The sequence below is a fragment of the Herbaspirillum sp. WKF16 genome, from assembly GCF_028993615.1.
Classification (GTDB): Bacteria; Pseudomonadota; Gammaproteobacteria; order Burkholderiales; family Burkholderiaceae_D; genus Herbaspirillum.
Genome location: NZ_CP118632.1, coordinates 782,741 through 800,020, shown reverse-complemented (window position 1 = coordinate 800,020; position 17,280 = coordinate 782,741). Strand labels below are relative to the sequence as shown.

Below are 17,280 nucleotides of genomic sequence, written 5' to 3'. Positions count from 1 at the left end.
TGAACACGAGTCAGAAAAAGGTTAGAAGTTGCCGTTGGGCGCGCTGTCCGGCAGGTTCACGTTCTGGTAACCGGGAACGCTGCTCTTGATCGCTTCCAGCGGGTTGGAACCGATCTTGGAGAAGCCGGTGAGTTCAAGCTGGAAGAAGAAACCGGTGGACGCCTTGGTCGACGAGGTAGGGATACGCTGGGCCACCACGCGGAAGACCCAGCAGTCCGCCTTGTATTCCATCCCCGCCAGGCCTTCGGCCACGGTGCGGTCGGGGATCGAGTAGTTGATGCGGCCCACGGCATACCAGCGCTGCGAGACCGGCCACTGGCCGGAAACATCGATTTGCTTGATGGGATCGAGCTGACCGGTCGACGGGTTGACGTAGGTGCGGTCCAGGCGATATTGCAGGTTCAGCACGCGCTTGGGCGCCGGCTGCCAGCGCACGCCGAAGGTCGAGCGCACCATCTGGCGCAGCGTCTCGCTGTACTGCACCGTGTTGTCGGTGGAAAATTCCTTGGTGATCTGTCCGCCCAGGGCCAGCAGCAGGTCGGACTTGCTGCCCAGCGTGGTGGTGGTGGTGCCGTCGATCACGACGCGCGGGTCGGTGAAATAGAAGCGCTGCGCGAACGCGGCGCGCAGGCGCTCGAGCCCGTTCTCTTCGATGAAGCGGGTCGTCAGCGCCGCGGTCAGCTGGTTGGCGTCGCTGATGCGGTCGTGGCCGACGAAACGGTTCTCGCTGAAGACCTGGGCGAAATTGAAGTCGGCCAGGCCGGAATCGAAGTTGGGCAGCTGCGACTGGTCGCGATAGGGGGTGCGCACATAATACAGGCGCGGCTCCAGCGTCTGGGTCATGTTGCGGCCGAGCAGCGCGGTGTCGCGCTCGAAGAACAGGCCCGAATCCAGCGACATCGTCGGCAGGGTGCGCGAATAGTCGGTGCGCGCGCCGGGCAGGACGTTGTTGAGTCGGTAGCTGGTGGTATCCAGCGTTACCTTGGGCGTCACGAAATAACTGGGACGCACGATCGGATATGCAACCGACTGCGTGATGTAGCCGCGGTCGCCGCCGACCAGGTCGTTGCTGGAGAAACGCGTGAAATCGGCCGTCGTATTGAAGTCAAAGCCGCCGAGATCCAGCCGGCTGCCGGTGAAGACGATCTGCGGCACCCGGTCATAGGGCTTGGTGATCGGATTGTTGACGTCTTGCAGCAGCTGGTACTTGGAGACGTGACCGTACAGGCTCCAGTACGGGGTAGCATAACTTAAGGCCACGTCGCGGATCAGCAGGCGCTGCGTGCTGCCGGTAATCGAGTGGGCGAAGTCGGATGCGTAATCGTTGTCGGAGGCCTTGTTCAGGTTCCAGTTCAGCTTGAGGCCCGGCGCCAGCGTCTGGTCGTGGATCGAGGACAGCGAGTAACGGCCGGTGCCGGTCACCCGATCCTGGATCCCTTCAACATAAGTCTTGCCGGAGTAGGTTTCGCCCAGGTAGCGCGTCTCGGCGGCCATCTGCAGACCGCGGCGTGCAATGTATTTGGGCACCAGCGTCAGATCGTAGTTCGGCGCCAGGTTGAAGTAGTACGGCACCGCCAATTCCATGCCGCCGGTGCTGGTCGCGCCGATGGTCGGCGGCAGCACGCCGGACTTGCGTTCGCCCGACAGCGGGAACGACATCCAGGGCGAACCGAGGATGGGCACATCCTTGAAGTACAGCAGGCCCCCGTGCATGGTGCCGACGTCGCGTCCGCTATCGAGATCGAGGGTGTTGGCCTTGAGGTACCAATCGGGTTCGGTCGCCTCGCAGGTGCTGTAGGTGCCTTGCTGGACCTGCGCCTGGTCGTCCGACAGGAAGTTGATGCGTTCGGCCTTGCCGCGTCCGCCGACCTTGCCGATCAGGTAGGTGGGCTGCGTGACGTAGCCGGCGCCCGATCCCATGTTCATCTCGGCATGGTCGCCGGTGTACTGGTCCTGCATGCGCTGCATCCAGACGTGACCGGTGGCTTCGACCTCGTCCTGGATGATGCGGTATTCCGCCTTGTCCGCCTTGATGGTGGTGTGTCCCTTGACCAGTTCGACGTCGCGGTCCAGGTTCACCTGGCGGTCCGGACGGCCGGTCATCTGCTCGGCGCTCACGTTGACCGGAGCGTCCTTGTCGTCGGCCGGCGCGACAGCCGGCGCCGTCATCTGCGCGTGGACGGTCAGCGGCAACAGGCTGGAAGCCGATGCGACCGCCATCGCCGACGAAAACAGACGCGCCAACCGCCAGTTGACAGTGCGTTCAGAAAGAGACTTGGGAAACCGGATCATGAAAAGAGTGGCAAGACACCGTGCAGGCGGATTTTTTGAATTTAATCCCTTATTATATGGGAACTCAACCACGCCAAACGAATTCCTCAGATAGTTCATGTCTTCATCCAGTTCTTCCCCCGATCTCCGCCTGTCCGAACTGCAAGCCTGGCTCGATACCCTCGCCGACACTCCGGTGCTCTCCCCCACCCTGCGTCCGGCCTCCGCCGACGCCAGCTTCCGCCGGTATTTCCGGGTGGACATGAAGGACGGCGGCACCGCCATCGCGATGGACGCGCCGCCGCCCCAAGAAGACGTGCGGCCCTTCGTCAAGGTGGCCGGCCTGTTCGGCGCCACCGGCGTGACTGTTCCCAAGATCCTGGCGCAGGACGAGCAACGCGGCTTCCTGCTGCTGACCGACCTGGGCTCCACGACCTACCTGAACCAGCTCACGGCCGACAGCGCGCACAAACTATACATGGATGCGATCGAGGCCCTGGTACTTTTACAAGCGCAAAGCAAAGCCGAGGCCCTGCCCGAATACGATCGCCCGCTGCTGCTGCGCGAGCTGGAGCTGTTCCGCGAGTGGTACATCGGCCGCCACCTGGGCGTGACGCTCTCCGACGAGCAGAACGCCATCCTGACCAAGACCTTCGACGCCATCCTCGCCAACAACCTGGCCCAGGGCCAGGTATACGTGCATCGCGACTATCACTCGCGCAACCTGATGGTGCTGCCCGCCGGCAATCCGGGCATCCTCGACTTCCAGGACGCGGTCTACGGCCCGCCCACCTACGACCTGGTCTCACTGCTGCGCGACGCCTACATCCAGTGGGACGAGGAACTGGTGCTGGACTGGGCCATCCGCTACTGGGAGAAGGCGCGCCGCGCCGGCCTGCCGGTGGCGCCGGACATCGACACCTTCTACCGCGACTTCGAGTGGATGGGCCTGCAGCGCCACCTCAAGGTGCTGGGCATCTTCGCCCGCCTCTATCATCGCGACGGCAAGGACGGCTACCTGAAGGACATGCCGCTGGTCATGGAGTACACGCTCAAGACGGCGCGCCGCTATGTCGCCTTCACGCCGCTGGTGCGCCTGATCGAAAAGCTGGAGCAGGAACACGCCCCCAAGTTCGGCTACACGTTCTGAGGAGGCGCACGCGATGAAAGCCATGATCTTCGCAGCCGGCCGCGGCGAGCGCATGCGCCCGCTGACCGACAGTTGCCCCAAGCCGCTGCTCAAGGTGCGCGGCCGCCCGCTGATCGTGTGGCAGATCCTCTCGCTGGTGCGCGCCGGCATCACCGAGATCGTCATCAACCACGCCCATCTCGGCCACATGATCGAAGAGGCGCTGGGCGACGGCAGCCGCTTCGGCGCGCAGTTGCATTACTCGCCGGAAGGCACGGCGCTGGAAACCGCCGGCGGCATCGCCAAGGCGCGGCACCTGCTGGGCGAGGCGCCCTTCGTGGCCGTCTCGGGCGACATCTACTGCCCGCACTTCAACTATGAAGAAGTGAAGGGCGCGCTGGAAGACGAAGACCCCTGGGGCAATCCGTTGCCGCCGGACAAACGCGACGTCGCCTGGATCTGGCTGATCAAGAATCCGCCCTTCCATCCCGAGGGCGACTTCGCGCTCAACAATTTCTCGATCGCCAACGAAGGCGAGAAGAAGCTGACTTTCGCCAACATCGGCGTCTACCGTCCGCAGATGTTCGATGCGATCGCGCCCGGCGAACATGCCAAGCTCGGCCCCCTGCTGCGCGAATACGCCGCGCGCGGCCAGGTCGGCGGCGACGTCTTCCGCGGCGAATGGCACAACGTCGGCACGATCGAACAACTGGAAGCATTGAACCCGCCTGGAGGCCCCCGCCCATGAGCTTCAACGCCACGCCCTTCGCCGAGCGCCGCGCGCGCCTGATCGCCAGCATGCAACAAGCCGGCGGCGGCGTCGCCATCATCCCGACCGCGCCGGAAGTCATGCGCAACCGGGATGCCGACTACCCCTATCGCCACGACAGCTATTTCTACTACCTGTCCGGCTTCACCGAGCCGGAGGCGGTGCTGGTGCTGATCGCCGGCCGCGAGAGTCGCAGCATCCTGTTCTGCCGCGACAAGAACCTGGAACGCGAGATCTGGGACGGCTACCGCTTCGGCCCGCAGGCCGCGCAGCAGCAGTTCGCCTTCGACGCCGCGCATCCCATCGACGAACTCGACAAGAGCATGCCGGCGCTGCTGGCCGACGCCCCTGCCGTGTACTACGCGCTGGGCCATGACGACAAGCGCGACGCCCAGTTGCAGCGCTGGATGCAAGGCGTGCGCGCACTCTCGCGCAGCGGCGTGGCCGCGCCCGGCTCGGTGGTCGACGTCAGCGTGCTGGTGGACGAGATGCGCCTGTTCAAGGACGCCTTCGAGATCGACCTCATGAAACGCGCTGGCGTGATTTCGGCCGAAGCGCATTGCCGCGCCATGCGCCTCTCGCGCCCCGGCCTGCGCGAATACCACCTGGAAGCCGAACTGTTGCACGAGTTCCGCCGCAACGGCTCGCAGTACCCGGCCTACGGCTCTATCGTCGCCACCGGCGCCAATTCCTGCGTGCTGCACTATCGCGCCGCCGATGCCGAGCTCAAGGACGGCGACCTGGTGCTGATCGACGCCGGCTGCGAACTCGACGGCTACGCCGCCGACATCACCCGCACCTTCCCCGCCAATGGCAGGTTCACCGGCCCGCAGCGCGAGCTCTACGACATCGTGCTGGCCGCGCAGGCCGCCGCCGTCGCCGAAACGGCGCCGGGCAAGCGCTTCATGGACGGCCACGACGCCGCCGTGCGGGTGCTGGCGCAGGGCATGCTGGACACCGGCCTGCTCGACAAGCGCAAGGTCGGCTCGCTGGAAGACGTGATCGAAAAAGGCGACTACCGCCAGTTCTACATGCACCGCACCGGCCATTGGCTGGGCATGGACGTGCACGACGTCGGCGACTACCGCGACCCGCCGGCGGCCGACGGCAGCAAGCCATGGCGCACGCTGCAGCCGGGCATGGTGCTCACCGTCGAACCGGGGATCTATGTGCGCCCGGGCGAAGGCGTGCCCGAGAAATACTGGAACATCGGCATCCGCATCGAGGATGACGCCCACGTCACGCCCACCGGCTGCGAGCTGCTGACCACCGGCGTGCCGAGCAAGGCCGACGACATCGAAGCGCTGATGCGCCAGGCCTGAACGGCAAGCGCAACACCGGCGGCATGCGCCGGATCAATTCCGCCGCATGCCGCTCCGCTACAATGACCGGGTCTTGTCTTCCGTCCACCTCATCCGTTCCGGCACCATGAATTCCGTCGACTACGACCTCATCATCTGCGGCGGTGGCCCCGTCGGCCAAAGCCTCGCCGGCCTGCTCGCCAGGCGCGGGCGCGCGGCCGCGCGCATCGCGCTGATCGACATGAAGACGCCGGAACAGGCCGCGCAGGATCCGCGCACCATCGCCCTCTCCTACGGCAGCCGCCAGATCCTCGACGAACTGGGCGCCTGGGACGCGGTGGGGAAGAACGCCACCGCCATCGAGCAGATCCACGTCTCGCGACGCGGCCACTTCGGCCGCACGCTGCTGGACCGCGAGGATTACGCGCTGCCGGCGCTGGGCTATGTGGCGCGCTATGGCGAGGTCAACCTGGCGCTGGCCAAGGCCACCGCCGACCTGGGCCTGACGTTCCTGCGCCCGGCCGAAGTGGCCGCCCTGGCAGAAGAGGAAGACCACGTCGCGGTGTCGCTGCAAGACGGCCGCGTGCTGCGCGCCACGCTGGCGATCCAGGCCGAGGGCGGCGTATTCGGCGAGCAGCGGCAAAGGAACCGCCAGCGCGACTACCGTCAGCTGGCGCTGATCGCCCATGTGCATGCCGACCAGGCCATCCCGCATCGCGCCTTCGAACGCTTCACCGACGAAGGTCCGCTGGCCCTGCTGCCGCAGGACGACGGCTACGCGCTGGTGTGGTGCGTGCGCCCCGCCACCGGCGAACGGCTGCTGGCGCTGGAGGACGGCGCCTTCCTGGCCGCGCTGAACCAGGCCTTCGGCCAGCGCCTGGGCCGCTTCACCCGCATCAGCCCGCGCCACTCCTATGCGCTCGGACTCAATGCCGGCCCCGGCCAGACGCGCCGCGTGGCGGCCATCGGCAACGCCGCGCAAACCCTGCACCCGGTGGCCGGCCAAGGCCTGAACCTGGGCCTGCGCGACGCCCGCGTGCTGGCCGATGTGCTGGCGCGCGAGCTCTCGCCCGCCACCCTGCAAGCCTTCGAGCGCCGGCGCGGCGGCGACCGCAGCCTCACCATCGGCCTGACCGACCTCATGGCGCGCGCATTCGCCGGCACGCCGCAGGGCTCGCTGTTGCAGGCCGCGCTCGGTCTCTCGCTGGGCCTGATCGACGCGCTGCCGGCGGCGCGCGACCTGCTGGCCGAACAGATGATGTTCGGCCGTCGCTGAAGGACGCGGCGGCCCGGGCAATACCGCCTCGGGCCGCGCCGTGAGACAATGCCGCATCGCGGCCGCGGCCGCACCAACACAGCCATTTCGTTTGCCGACATGAAACAAGACCCGCGCTTCAAGAACCTCTACATCCTCGATCACCCGCTGATCCAGCACAAGCTCACGCACATGCGCGACAAGCGCACCTCGACGCGCACCTTCCGCGATCTGCTGCGCGAGATCACACTGCTGATGGGTTACGAAATCACGCGCGACCTGCCGTTGACCACCGAGACCATCGAGACCCCGCTGGTGAGCTACCAGGCGCCGGTGATCGCCGGCCGCAAGTTGGCCATCGTGCCGGTGCTGCGCGCCGGCGTGGGCATGAGCGACGGCCTGCTGGAGCTGATCCCCTCGGCGCGCGTGGGCCACATCGGCGTCTACCGCGACGAAAACCACCAACCGGTCGAATATCTGGTCCGCCTGCCCGACCTGCAGGACCGCACCATGATCCTGTGCGACCCCATGGTCGCCACCGGCAACTCCGCCGTGTATGCGGTGGACGCGCTCAAGAAGCGCGGCGTGCCGTCGGCCAACATCATCTTCGTGGCGCTGGTGGCCGCGCCCGAGGGCGTGCAAGTGTTCGCCGACGCCCACCCCGACGTCAAGCTGTACGTCGCCTCGCTGGATTCGCACCTGGACAGCCACGCCTACATCGTGCCCGGCCTGGGCGATGCGGGCGACCGCATCTTCGGCACCAAGTAAGCGGGCTTGCTCCCGCCGCCGGGATAAAAAAAACGCCGCCGCGAATCGCTTCGCGGCGGCGTTTTTCATGCCTGGGAAAAACTCAGTCCACTGCCTTGACCATGTCCTCGATGACCTTCTTGGCGTCGCCGAAGACCATCATGGTCTTGTCCATGTAGAACAGCTCGTTGTCCAGGCCCGCATAGCCGGCGGCCATGGAGCGCTTGTTCACGATCACGGTCTTGGCCTTGTAGGCCTCCAGGATCGGCATGCCGGCGATCGGCGACTTGGGATCCTTGGCCGCGGGGTTGACCACGTCATTGGCGCCCAGCACCAGCACCACGTCGGCCTGGGCGAACTCGCTGTTGATGTCTTCCATCTCGAACACCTGGTCGTAGGGCACTTCGGCCTCGGCCAGCAGCACGTTCATGTGGCCGGGCATGCGGCCCGCCACCGGGTGGATCGCGTACTTCACGGTCACGCCGTTGTGGGTCAGTTTCTCGGTCAGCTCCTTCAGGGCATGCTGCGCGCGCGCCACCGCCAGGCCGTAGCCGGGGACGATGATCACGGTCTCGGCATTGCCCATCAGAAAGGCGGCGTCGTCAGCCGAGCCGGACTTGACGTTGCGCTGTTGCTGCGCCGCGCCGCCGGCGGCCGCGGCCTCGCCGCCGAAGCCGCCCAGGATCACGTTGAAGAACGAGCGGTTCATCGCCTTGCACATGATGTACGAGAGGATCGCGCCCGAGGAGCCCACCAGCGAACCGGAGATGATCAGCATCGGGTTGTTCAGCGAGAAGCCGATGCCGGCCGCCGCCCAGCCCGAGTAGCTGTTGAGCATCGAGACCACCACCGGCATGTCGGCGCCGCCGATGGGGATGATGATCAGCACGCCCAGCACGAAGGCGATCGCCGCCATGATGATGAAGGGCAGCCAGTTCTGGGTCAGCACGAAGATGATGCCGAAGCCGATCATGGCCACCGCCAGCAGCAGGTTCAGGAAGTGCTGGCCGGAAAAGTTCACCGGCGCGCCCTGGAACAGGCGGAACTTGTACTTGCCCGAGAGCTTGCCGAAGGCGATCACCGAACCGGAGAAGGTGATGGCGCCCACGAAGGTGCCGATGAACAGTTCCACGCGGTTGCCCACGGGGATGGGCATGCCGTGGCCGGAGATGCCCAGCGCCCACGGTTCGGCCACCGCCGCCACTGCGATGCAGACTGCGGCCAGACCGATCAGCGAGTGCATCGCCGCAACCAGTTCAGGCATCTTGGTCATCTCGACGCTGCGCGCCAGGTAGGCGCCGATGCCGCCACCCACGATCACGCCGGCGGCCACCAGCAGGTAGCCGATGTTGCCTGCCGAGTCAGCGCCGTCGCCCTTGAGCTTGACGATCAGGGCCAGCGTGGTCAGCACGGCGATCACCATGCCGGCGATGCCGAAACTGTTGCCGCGGCGCGCGGTGGCGGGATGGGACAGGCCCTTCAGGGACTGGATGAAGCAGATCGAGGCGATCAGGTACAGCAGGGTAACGAGGTTCATGCTCATGCTTGTGCTCCCGCCTTGGCCTTGGGCTCTTTCTTCTTGAACATTTCCAGCATGCGCTGGGTCACCATGAAGCCGCCGAACACGTTGACCGCGGCCAGCGCCACGCCCAGGGTGCCGGCGATGCGGCCCACCGGGCCCTCGGTGAGGCCGGCGGCCAGCATGGCGCCGATGATGATGATCGCCGAGATGGCGTTGGTGACCGCCATCAGCGGCGTGTGCAGCGCCGGGGTGACGGTCCAGACCACGTGGTAGCCGACGTAGATCGCCAGCACGAAGATGATCAGGTTGATGATGGTATGGCTGACTTCCATTTCTTGTTCCTCTCTTTATTGCGCGGCGCCGGGCCGCGGGTCAGATTGCGGGTCAGATCGCTTTCAGGCTGGTGATGCGGTTCTTGTCGTCCACGAACACCACCTTCGGCTTGTACTGCGCGACTTGCTCCTCGCTCATGGGCGCATAGGTGCAGATGATCAGCAGGTCGCCCAGGTGCGCCAGGCGGGCCGCCGCACCGTTGAGGGAGATCTCGCCGCTGCCACGCTTGCCGCGGATAGCGTAGGTGGAGAAGCGTTCGCCGTTGTTGACGTTGTAAAGCTCGATCTTTTCGAACTCGCGGATGTCGGCCGCTTCCAGCAGATCTTCGTCGATGCCGCAGGAGCCTTCATAGTTGAGGTCGCACTGGGTGACCGTTGCGCGATGGATCTTGGCGCGCAGCATGATGCGTTGCATGTACTTCTTTCCTTGTATTTCTTGAATTGCCGGACCGGCGGCGCGAGCGACGCCGCACGCGCCGGCGCGCTTACTTGCGCAGGATCTCGCCGCCCTGGCACAGCAGGGTGGCGGCCACGATGTCGTCTTCCCGGTTGACCACCAGCCGGCCTTCGGCGTCGATGACCAGCTTGAGGAAATCGAGCACGTTGCGCGCATACAGCGCCGAGGCGTCGGCCGCCACCAGGGCCGCCAGGTTGCCTTCGCCGATGATGTGCACGCCATGCTTGATGACCGTCTTGCCCGGTTCGGACAAGGGGCAGTTGCCGCCCTGATCGACCGCCATGTCGAGGATCACCGAGCCCGGCTTCATCGCCTTCACCGTCTCCTCGCTGATCAGCACCGGCGCCTTGCGGCCCGGGATCAGCGCAGTGGTGATGATGATGTCGGCCTGCTTGGCGCGCTCGTGGACCAGTTCGGCCTGGCGCTTCATCCAGTCGGGCGGCATCGGGCGCGCATAGCCGCCCACGCCCTGCGCGATTTCCTTTTCTTCATCGGTGATGAAGGGCACGTCGAGGAACTTGGCGCCGAGCGACTCGATCTGCTCCTTGACCGCCGGACGCACGTCCGACGCCTCGATCACCGCGCCCAGCCGCTTGGCCGTGGCGATCGCCTGCAAGCCCGCGACGCCGGCTCCCATGATCAGCATGCGCGCCGCCTTGACCGTGCCTGCGGCGGTCATCAGCATGGGCATGAAACGCTGGTACGTGTTGGCTGCCATCAGCACCGCTTTGTAACCGGCGATATTGGCTTGCGAGGACAGGACGTCCATCGACTGCGCACGGGTGGTGCGCGGCGCGGCTTCCAGCGCGAAGGCGGTCAGCCCCGCGCCGGCCATGGCCGCGATATTGTCGGTATCGAAGGGATTCAACATGCCGACGACAACAGTGCCAGCCTTGATCCGCGCGCGCTCCTGCTCATTCGGGGCGCGCACTTTGAGAATGACTTCTGCGGTATAGACGGCGTCGGCGCTGCCGATGCTGGCGCCCACGGCAACGAAAGCCTCGTCCGGGATGCTGGACTTCACGCCCGCGCCCGACTCGATCATCACCTCGTGCTTGGCGGCCACCAGTTTCTTGACGGTCTCCGGGGTCGCCGCTACACGCGTTTCTCCGTCCCGACTTTCGGCGGGAATACCTATCCTCATTCAAAGCTCCTGTTTGTTGATTCTTACCCGGATCTTACACGACAAAATTTAAAAACCGGCAACTTTACCGGGGCGCTACGGTAGACGGGGATCCGCGCGGCGCGGGGCTTTGCGCTGAAGAGTCCGGCGCAACCGGGTAAAATGGAGGATTAACGAGGCAATCGATGTCTGAAGTCTGGAAACCCTCCGTCACGGTCGCCGCGATCATCGAGCGGCAAGGCCGCTTCCTGATGGTCGAGGAGCAAAGCGGCGACGCCATTCGCATTAACCAGCCGGCCGGCCACCTGGAACCGGGCGAATCGCTGCTGGATGCCGTGGTGCGCGAGGCGCTGGAAGAGTCGGCGCGCAACTTTACGCCCACGGCGCTGGTCGGCACCTATCTTTCGCGCAACGTCTCTTCCTCGCGCGGCGGCATGAGCGTGAGCTACCTGCGCTTCGCCTTCGCCGGCGAGGTCGGCGAGGCGCTGGCCAGGCCGCTCGATGAAGGCATCCTGCGCACGGTCTGGATGACGCGCGACGAGCTGGCGGCCTGCGCCGGACGCCATCGCAGCCCGCTGGTGCTGCGCTGCGTGGACGACTGGCTGCGCGGCCAGCGGGCGCCGCTGGAACTGGTGCATGCCGATCCCAGCGCGATCGGCGATCTGGAATGACGGGTTTCAACGACGGGCATGGCCCCGATCAATTTACGGGCAATATCATGAGCAAGAAAAGAGTGGTCATCGGCATGTCGGGCGGCGTGGATTCGTCGGTTTCGGCGTGGCTGCTGAAGGAACAGGGTTACGAAGTGATCGGCCTGTTCATGAAAAACTGGGAAGACGACGACGATTCGGAATACTGCTCGACGCGCGAGGACTGGATCGACGCCGTCAGCGTGGCCGATGTGGTCGGCGTGGACATCGAAGCGGTCAACTTCGCCTCCGAGTACAAGGACCGCGTGTTCGCCGAGTTCCTGCGCGAGTACCAGGCCGGCCGCACGCCCAATCCGGACGTGCTGTGCAACGCCGAGATCAAGTTCAAGGCCTTCCTCGACCACGCCATGAAGCTCGGCGCGGACTACATCGCCACCGGCCACTACGCGCGCGTGCGCCAGAACCAGGCCGGCAGCTTCGAACTGCTCAAGGCGGTCGACGCCAGCAAGGACCAGAGCTACTTCCTGCACCGCCTGAACCAGGAACAGCTCTCGCGCACCGTATTTCCGTTGGGTGAAATCCACAAGACCGAAGTGCGCCGCATCGCCGAGCAGCTGCAGCTCCCCAATGCCAAGAAGAAAGATTCGACCGGCATCTGCTTCATCGGCGAGCGTCCGTTCCGCGAATTCCTGAACCGTTACCTGTCGTACAAGCCCGGTCCGATCAAGACCGCCGACGGCGACACCGTGGGCGAACACGTCGGCCTGTCCTTCTATACGCTGGGCCAGCGCAAAGGCATCGGCATCGGCGGCGTCAAGGCGCACCAGAACGCCGACGGCAACAGCGAGGCTTGGTACGTGGCGCGCAAGGACGTGGAAAACAACACGCTATATATCGTGCAGGGCCACGACCATCCCTGGCTGCTCACGCCCACGCTGTCGGCCGGCCAGATCAGTTGGGTCGCCGGCAGCGCGCCGGACAGGGAGGCGCTGTCGGCCAAGACGCGCTACCGCCAGGCCGACGTCGCCTGCCGTTTCGCGGCCGGCGACGGCCAGTTCTCGCTGCGCTTCGACGATGCCCAGTGGGCGGTCACGCCCGGCCAGTCCGCGGTGCTGTACGACGGCGATGTCTGCCTGGGCGGCGGCATCATCGAAACCGGAGCCTCCGCAGCCTGACATTCCCCCAAGGCAATACAAGACAACGCCCTGCCCGCAATATTTGCCGGCGGGGCGTTTCCTTTTTGGCAATCAGGACGGCTTTTCCTGGGCTGCGTCGGCCGATGATGCCCCGGGGAAATTCCCAGACGATAAAAATAATCAATCTCACTCATAAAGAGCTTGCAATCCGCCCGTAAATGGCAAATAATCTAAATAAGAATTGTTCGCATTTAATAGGAGGTGTTATGAGCCAACTGAACGAACACGGCATTGACCGTCGCAACAAGCCCGGCACGACCGCGAACGGCACTCCCATCACCCGCATCAAGAGCACGGACCTGTTCCGTCAGATGCGCGAACTGGAGATCGATCACGGCGGCCGTATCTACAAGCTGCGTCTGACCCAGCTGAACAAACTGATCCTCACGGCGTAGCCACGGATCGCAGTAACAGGTGGATAAACAGGCCAGCCAGCGTTGAAGCCATTTGACGTTTAGCCAGCAAAGCTAGCCAAGTGAGGAGAGTTTGATGGTTACCGACCAAATGCATTCCGCCTTCGCGGAACCCAACAGCGCGCCGGCCCAACCTGAACTTCTGGTTTCTGCCGTATTGCATCTGATGTCGCACTACACCGCCAACAACAATCAGGAAACTCAAAGCTGCGTCAAACTGGCGTCGGTCATCGAGAGGCACCTGAAAGCGCTGGCGGACCTGCCGAACCTGGCGCCGGTGTTGCGGGCAACCTGCCAGCAACTATCGGAACAGTGGGCAACCGTAGTGGAACGGACGATGCCGCAGCCGGAAAAATTTAAATTCTTCTCGCGCATAGTGTCAGGGGCGAGATCCGCATAGCCTGATAAAGCAGGCGGCAAGGCGTACAATGATCGTATGTGTTTGTAATAACATCTCCGAAGGCAAGATTCATCAGGCGGTTGATGCAGGCATGACATCCATGACCGAGCTGCGCAAGCAGCTCGGTGTCGGCACTTGCTGCGGCAAATGCCACTCTTGCGCCAAGCACGTACTGCGTGAGTGTCTCGACAAAGCCAATCAAACACATCAAGGCGCGCGGCCGATGGTTTTCCATCCATCGATGGCTGCAGCGTAATCCAAATTCATGAACGCAATTTCGCCGTCTGTTATGAGTAACAGCTCTCCCAGCGCATTGGTGCGCCAGGTTCGCAAGATCGGCCCGCTCGGGCTGATCATCCTTTTGCACATCGCTTTCTTCTGGGCCCTGCAAAGCGGCCTGGTGCATCAGGTCGCCAGCGCCATTCCCAAGGAAGTGATCGCCACCTTCATCGTGCCCGAGAAGGCGCCCGAACCGGCGCCGCCCAAGGCTGAACCGACGCCGCCGAAGGTCGTCAAGACCGTCAAGCCCGTCGTGACCCCGCCCAAGCCGATCCCGGTCACCCAGGCGCCCGCGCCGACCGCCATCACCGCGCCGCCGCAACCGCCGCAGCCGGCTGAACCGAGCCCGCAGGTGGCGGCCGCGCCGACTCCGGCGCCGGCATCGCCGCCGGGCCCGATCCTGCCCAAGCAGATCACCTCCGGCATCGAATACATCGAGCCGCCGCACGTGAACTATCCCGCCGTCTCCAAGCGCATGGGCGAAGAAGGCGTGGTGCAGTTCAAGGTCACGGTCAACACCAGCGGCCGCGCCACCGATGTCCAGATCACCAAGTCGTCCGGCTATCCGCGCCTGGACGAAGAAGCACGCCGCGCCGTCATGCGCGCTGTCTACAAGCCGTATATCGAAGATGGCAAAGCCATCGTCGTTGCCACCACGGGCAGCATTGCCTTCAAGTTAAATTCTTAATTCATAAACCATAAAGTAGCAAAGGGAAGTCATCATGGAAGTTAGTCCGTACGGATTGGAAAGCCTTTGGGCTCAAGGGGATTTCGTCACCAAGGGCGTCGCCGTCCTGTTGCTGGCCATGTCGATCGCATCCTGGTATGTGATCATCACCAAGGCGCTGCAGCTGCTGCGCTTCCGCAAGGCCTCCGACGCCGCCGGCCATCAGTTCTGGGACACCACCAGCCTGCCTGAAGGCGTGGCGACCCTGGGTCATGAAAACCCGTTCGCAGACGTCGCCAAGGCCGGCGTCACCGCGATGAGCCACCACACCGCCCACAAGGGCCACCTGCACGACCAGCTGTCGGTAAGCGACTGGGTCACCCTGTCGCTGCGCCAGGCCATCGACGAGGCTTCGGGCAAGCTGCAGGCCGGCATGGCCGTCTTGGCGTCGGTCGGTTCCACCGCGCCGTTCGTCGGCCTGTTCGGCACCGTCTGGGGCATCTACCACGCGCTGGTGTCGATCGGCACCACCGGCCAGGCCAGCATCGACAAGGTCGCCGGCCCCGTGGGCGAGGCGCTGATCATGACCGCGCTGGGCCTGGCGGTGGCGATTCCCGCCACCTTCGGCTACAACGCCCTGGTTCGCGGCAACAAGACCACCATCGCCAAGCTGAACAAGTTCGGCTTCGACCTGCACGCCCTGTTCGTGACCGGCTCGCGCTCCGCCTCCGAGGAGAGCGAAAAAAACGGCGCTAAGGCCAAGCTGACCGCCGTCGGGAGAGCGTAATGGCCATGGGTTCCCTGTCCGATTCGGACGACGACTTCAACCCGGAGATCAATACCACGCCGCTGGTCGACGTGATGCTGGTGCTGCTGATCATCTTCATCATCACCATTCCGGTGATGAACCACGCGGTGAAGATCGACCTGCCCAAGGCCAGCAGCCAGCCCGACGAGGTGAAACCGGAAAGCATCAACCTCTCCATCGACGCCGGCGGCGACGTGTTCTGGAACGAAGAGAAGATCGACAGCAACCAGCTGAGCCTGCGTATTGCAGCCGCCGCGCAGAAGCAGCCGCAACCCGAGCTGCACCTGCGCGCCGAACGCACCACGCAATACGAGAAGGTGGCCCAGGTCATGTCGGCGGCGCAGTCCGGCGGCTTGACCAAGATCGGCTTCGTGACGGATCCGGACAAGAAGTAAGCGCAACAATGCGGCGCCCGCATGGGCGCCGCGGCAAGACAAGAACCTCCCTCGCGCTGCGACGGAGGTTTTTTTGTTTTTCGGGGCCGCTGCGCCGCGCTTGCGGCCCTTAGTGCGCGGCATCACCCGGCGGGCCGCAAAGCCTTGCCGCGCCTGACTCCCGGACGACGGGCCCGGGCGCAAGGCAACGACGAACCATGACAAGAATGATTCGCGCTAATTAATGATGAAGAAACAAAGTGCCTGCGCTATGATGCGTCCGTTCTCGCCGCGTGGGTCTGCAGTCTGTTTTCCGACCGCCATGCGGCCTCCCCCATCTTCCAACGAATTCAGAGGTTTCCATGAAGGGCGATCCCGCAGTCATCAAGTTGCTCAATGCGCAATTGACCAACGAACTTACCGCAATCAATCAGTATTTCCTCCACGCCCGCATGTACAAGCACTGGGGCCTGGACAAGATCGGCGCCAAGGAATACGCCGAATCGATCGGCGAGATGAAGCACGCGGACAAGCTGATTGACCGCATCCTGATGCTGGACGGCCTGCCGAACCTGCAAGCGCTGCACAAGCTGATGATCGGTGAAAACACCAAGGAAATGATCGAGTGCGACCTGAAGCTGGAAAAGGCCGCGCACAAGACCGTCAAGGAAGGCATCGCCACCTGCGAACAGCACGGCGACTACGTCTCGCGCGAGCTGTTCCAGATGATCCTGGACGACACCGAAGAGCACATCGACTGGCTGGAAACGCAGCTGGACCTGATCGAAAAAGTCGGCATCCAGAACTACCTGCAAAGCCAGATGTCTCCGGCCGGCGAATAAGCCGTTCCGCCAGACGAAAAAAAGCGCGCTTCGTGAAGCGCGCTTTTTTCATTGCGCCGACGCGGCGCGCCGGCATCCGACCCTGGGCCTGCGATCAGATGTGGGGCACCGTGTCCTTGAACGACGGGCGCTCCGACACCTTGTCGAACAAGCGGGCCAGCTCGGGGTAGTCTTCCCGCCAGGGCATGTCGGGAAAACGAAACGCCATCCATCCCAGCGCACAGCCGACGGCGACGTCGGCCAGGCTGTAGTGGTTGCCCACGCAGAAGGGCTTTTCGCCCAGCCCCTCGGCCATCGCCTTGATCGAGGCTTCTACCTTGCTCCACTGGCGCTTGATCCACTCCGGGCTCTGCTGCTTGGTCGGGCGCATGGTCTTTTCCAGGCGCACCAACACGGCGGCGTCCAGCATGCCGTCGGCCAGCGCTTCCCAGCACTTGATCTCGGCGCGCTCGCGGCCGTTGGGCGGCAGCAACTTGCCTACCGGCGTCAGGGTGTCGAGGTATTCGACGATCACGCGCGAGTCGAACATGGCGCCGCCGTCGTCCATCAGCAGGCAAGGCACCTTGCCCAACGGATTGCTTTGCTGGATGGTGGTCGATGCGCTCCAGACGTCTTCCAGGATGAATTCGAAGTCGATCTTTTTTTCCGCCATCACCACGCGCACTTTGCGCACGTAAGGGCTGGCGTAGGAGCCTATGAGTTTGAGCATGGAATTTGGAGTAATTATGTGAGGCGATTATAACAT

Annotated in this window: 20 protein-coding genes; 14 read left to right on the top strand and 6 right to left on the bottom strand. The window is 64.2% G+C overall.

Annotation, left to right across the window (positions count from 1 at the left end):
- Positions 1–21: 21 nt before the first annotated feature.
- On the bottom strand, positions 22–2,292 hold the full coding sequence (locus Herbaro_RS03595) for an LPS-assembly protein LptD (protein ID WP_275012475.1): 2,271 nt from the start codon (positions 2,290–2,292) through the stop codon (positions 22–24).
- A 97-nt stretch (positions 2,293–2,389) separates the two neighbouring features.
- Here Herbaro_RS03595 and Herbaro_RS03590 point away from each other — a divergent pair, with 97 nt between their 5' ends.
- The 5 genes from Herbaro_RS03590 to upp all read left to right on the top strand — a co-directional run bounded on the left by Herbaro_RS03590 (position 2,390) and on the right by upp (position 7,493).
- On the top strand, positions 2,390–3,421 hold the full coding sequence (locus tag Herbaro_RS03590) for an aminoglycoside phosphotransferase family protein (RefSeq protein ID WP_275012474.1): 1,032 nt from the start codon (positions 2,390–2,392) through the stop codon (positions 3,419–3,421).
- A 13-nt stretch (positions 3,422–3,434) separates the two neighbouring features.
- Entirely contained in the window at positions 3,435–4,148 is a 714-nt protein-coding gene (gene murU / locus Herbaro_RS03585; protein WP_275012473.1) for an N-acetylmuramate alpha-1-phosphate uridylyltransferase MurU, read from the top strand.
- On the top strand, positions 4,145–5,491 hold the full coding sequence (gene pepP, locus Herbaro_RS03580; RefSeq protein ID WP_275012472.1) for a Xaa-Pro aminopeptidase: 1,347 nt from the start codon (positions 4,145–4,147) through the stop codon (positions 5,489–5,491). The genes murU and pepP overlap by 4 nt, the downstream gene beginning before the upstream one ends.
- A 106-nt stretch (positions 5,492–5,597) precedes the next feature.
- Positions 5,598–6,746: an FAD-dependent monooxygenase gene (locus Herbaro_RS03575; RefSeq protein ID WP_275013948.1), complete on the top strand. Its 1,149-nt coding sequence runs from the start codon at positions 5,598–5,600 to the stop codon at positions 6,744–6,746.
- 99 nt (positions 6,747–6,845) lie between these two features.
- On the top strand, positions 6,846–7,493 hold the full coding sequence (upp, locus tag Herbaro_RS03570) for a uracil phosphoribosyltransferase (RefSeq protein WP_275012471.1): 648 nt from the start codon (positions 6,846–6,848) through the stop codon (positions 7,491–7,493).
- Between the two features lie 82 nt (positions 7,494–7,575).
- Here upp and Herbaro_RS03565 read toward each other — a convergent pair whose 3' ends face one another.
- From Herbaro_RS03565 to Herbaro_RS03550, 4 genes are all read right to left on the bottom strand, one after another.
- Positions 7,576–9,015 carry an NAD(P)(+) transhydrogenase (Re/Si-specific) subunit beta gene (locus Herbaro_RS03565; RefSeq protein WP_275012470.1) on the bottom strand — a complete coding sequence of 480 codons (1,440 nt, stop codon included), beginning with the start codon at positions 9,013–9,015 and terminating at the stop codon, positions 7,576–7,578.
- Positions 9,012–9,326, bottom strand: coding sequence for an NAD(P) transhydrogenase subunit alpha part 2 (locus tag Herbaro_RS03560; protein ID WP_275012469.1), 315 nt, complete (start codon positions 9,324–9,326; stop codon positions 9,012–9,014). Before Herbaro_RS03560 ends, Herbaro_RS03565 begins: the two co-directional genes overlap by 4 nt.
- A gap of 52 nt (positions 9,327–9,378) precedes the next feature.
- Entirely contained in the window at positions 9,379–9,741 is a 363-nt protein-coding gene (panD, locus tag Herbaro_RS03555; protein ID WP_275012468.1) for an aspartate 1-decarboxylase, read from the bottom strand.
- Positions 9,742–9,811: 70 nt separating this feature from the next.
- Positions 9,812–10,927: a Re/Si-specific NAD(P)(+) transhydrogenase subunit alpha gene (locus tag Herbaro_RS03550; protein WP_275012467.1), complete on the bottom strand. Its 1,116-nt coding sequence runs from the start codon at positions 10,925–10,927 to the stop codon at positions 9,812–9,814.
- Between the two features lie 164 nt (positions 10,928–11,091).
- Between Herbaro_RS03550 and Herbaro_RS03545 the strand changes: the two genes are divergently transcribed.
- The 9 genes from Herbaro_RS03545 (at position 11,092) to bfr (ending at position 16,535) form a co-directional block, all read left to right on the top strand.
- Positions 11,092–11,577, top strand: a complete 486-nt coding sequence (locus tag Herbaro_RS03545; RefSeq protein ID WP_275012466.1) for an NUDIX hydrolase — start codon at positions 11,092–11,094, stop codon at positions 11,575–11,577.
- 47 nt (positions 11,578–11,624) lie between these two features.
- Positions 11,625–12,731: a tRNA 2-thiouridine(34) synthase MnmA gene (mnmA, locus tag Herbaro_RS03540; RefSeq protein WP_275012465.1), complete on the top strand. Its 1,107-nt coding sequence runs from the start codon at positions 11,625–11,627 to the stop codon at positions 12,729–12,731.
- 227 nt (positions 12,732–12,958) lie between these two features.
- Entirely contained in the window at positions 12,959–13,147 is a 189-nt protein-coding gene (gene hemP / locus Herbaro_RS03535; RefSeq protein ID WP_209608716.1) for a hemin uptake protein HemP, read from the top strand.
- Between the two features lie 94 nt (positions 13,148–13,241).
- Positions 13,242–13,565 carry a hypothetical protein gene (locus tag Herbaro_RS03530; RefSeq protein WP_209608717.1) on the top strand — a complete coding sequence of 108 codons (324 nt, stop codon included), beginning with the start codon at positions 13,242–13,244 and terminating at the stop codon, positions 13,563–13,565.
- A gap of 28 nt (positions 13,566–13,593) precedes the next feature.
- The gene (locus tag Herbaro_RS03525) at positions 13,594–13,821 is read left to right on the top strand and encodes a (2Fe-2S)-binding protein (protein WP_275012464.1); all 228 of its coding nucleotides are present in this window, start codon (positions 13,594–13,596) and stop codon (positions 13,819–13,821) included.
- 9 nt (positions 13,822–13,830) lie between these two features.
- Positions 13,831–14,532, top strand: a complete 702-nt coding sequence (locus Herbaro_RS03520) for an energy transducer TonB (protein WP_446719302.1) — start codon at positions 13,831–13,833, stop codon at positions 14,530–14,532.
- A 34-nt stretch (positions 14,533–14,566) separates the two neighbouring features.
- The gene (locus tag Herbaro_RS03515; protein WP_275012462.1) at positions 14,567–15,298 is read left to right on the top strand and encodes a MotA/TolQ/ExbB proton channel family protein; all 732 of its coding nucleotides are present in this window, start codon (positions 14,567–14,569) and stop codon (positions 15,296–15,298) included.
- Entirely contained in the window at positions 15,298–15,714 is a 417-nt protein-coding gene (locus Herbaro_RS03510; RefSeq protein WP_275012461.1) for an ExbD/TolR family protein, read from the top strand. The genes Herbaro_RS03515 and Herbaro_RS03510 overlap by 1 nt, the downstream gene beginning before the upstream one ends.
- A 341-nt stretch (positions 15,715–16,055) precedes the next feature.
- Complete coding sequence (gene bfr / locus Herbaro_RS03505; RefSeq protein ID WP_275012460.1) at positions 16,056–16,535, top strand: bacterioferritin; 480 nt, start codon at positions 16,056–16,058, stop codon at positions 16,533–16,535.
- A 94-nt stretch (positions 16,536–16,629) separates the two neighbouring features.
- Here bfr and Herbaro_RS03500 read toward each other — a convergent pair whose 3' ends face one another.
- Positions 16,630–17,244: a glutathione S-transferase family protein gene (locus Herbaro_RS03500; RefSeq protein WP_275012459.1), complete on the bottom strand. Its 615-nt coding sequence runs from the start codon at positions 17,242–17,244 to the stop codon at positions 16,630–16,632.
- Positions 17,245–17,280 lie beyond the last annotated feature (36 nt).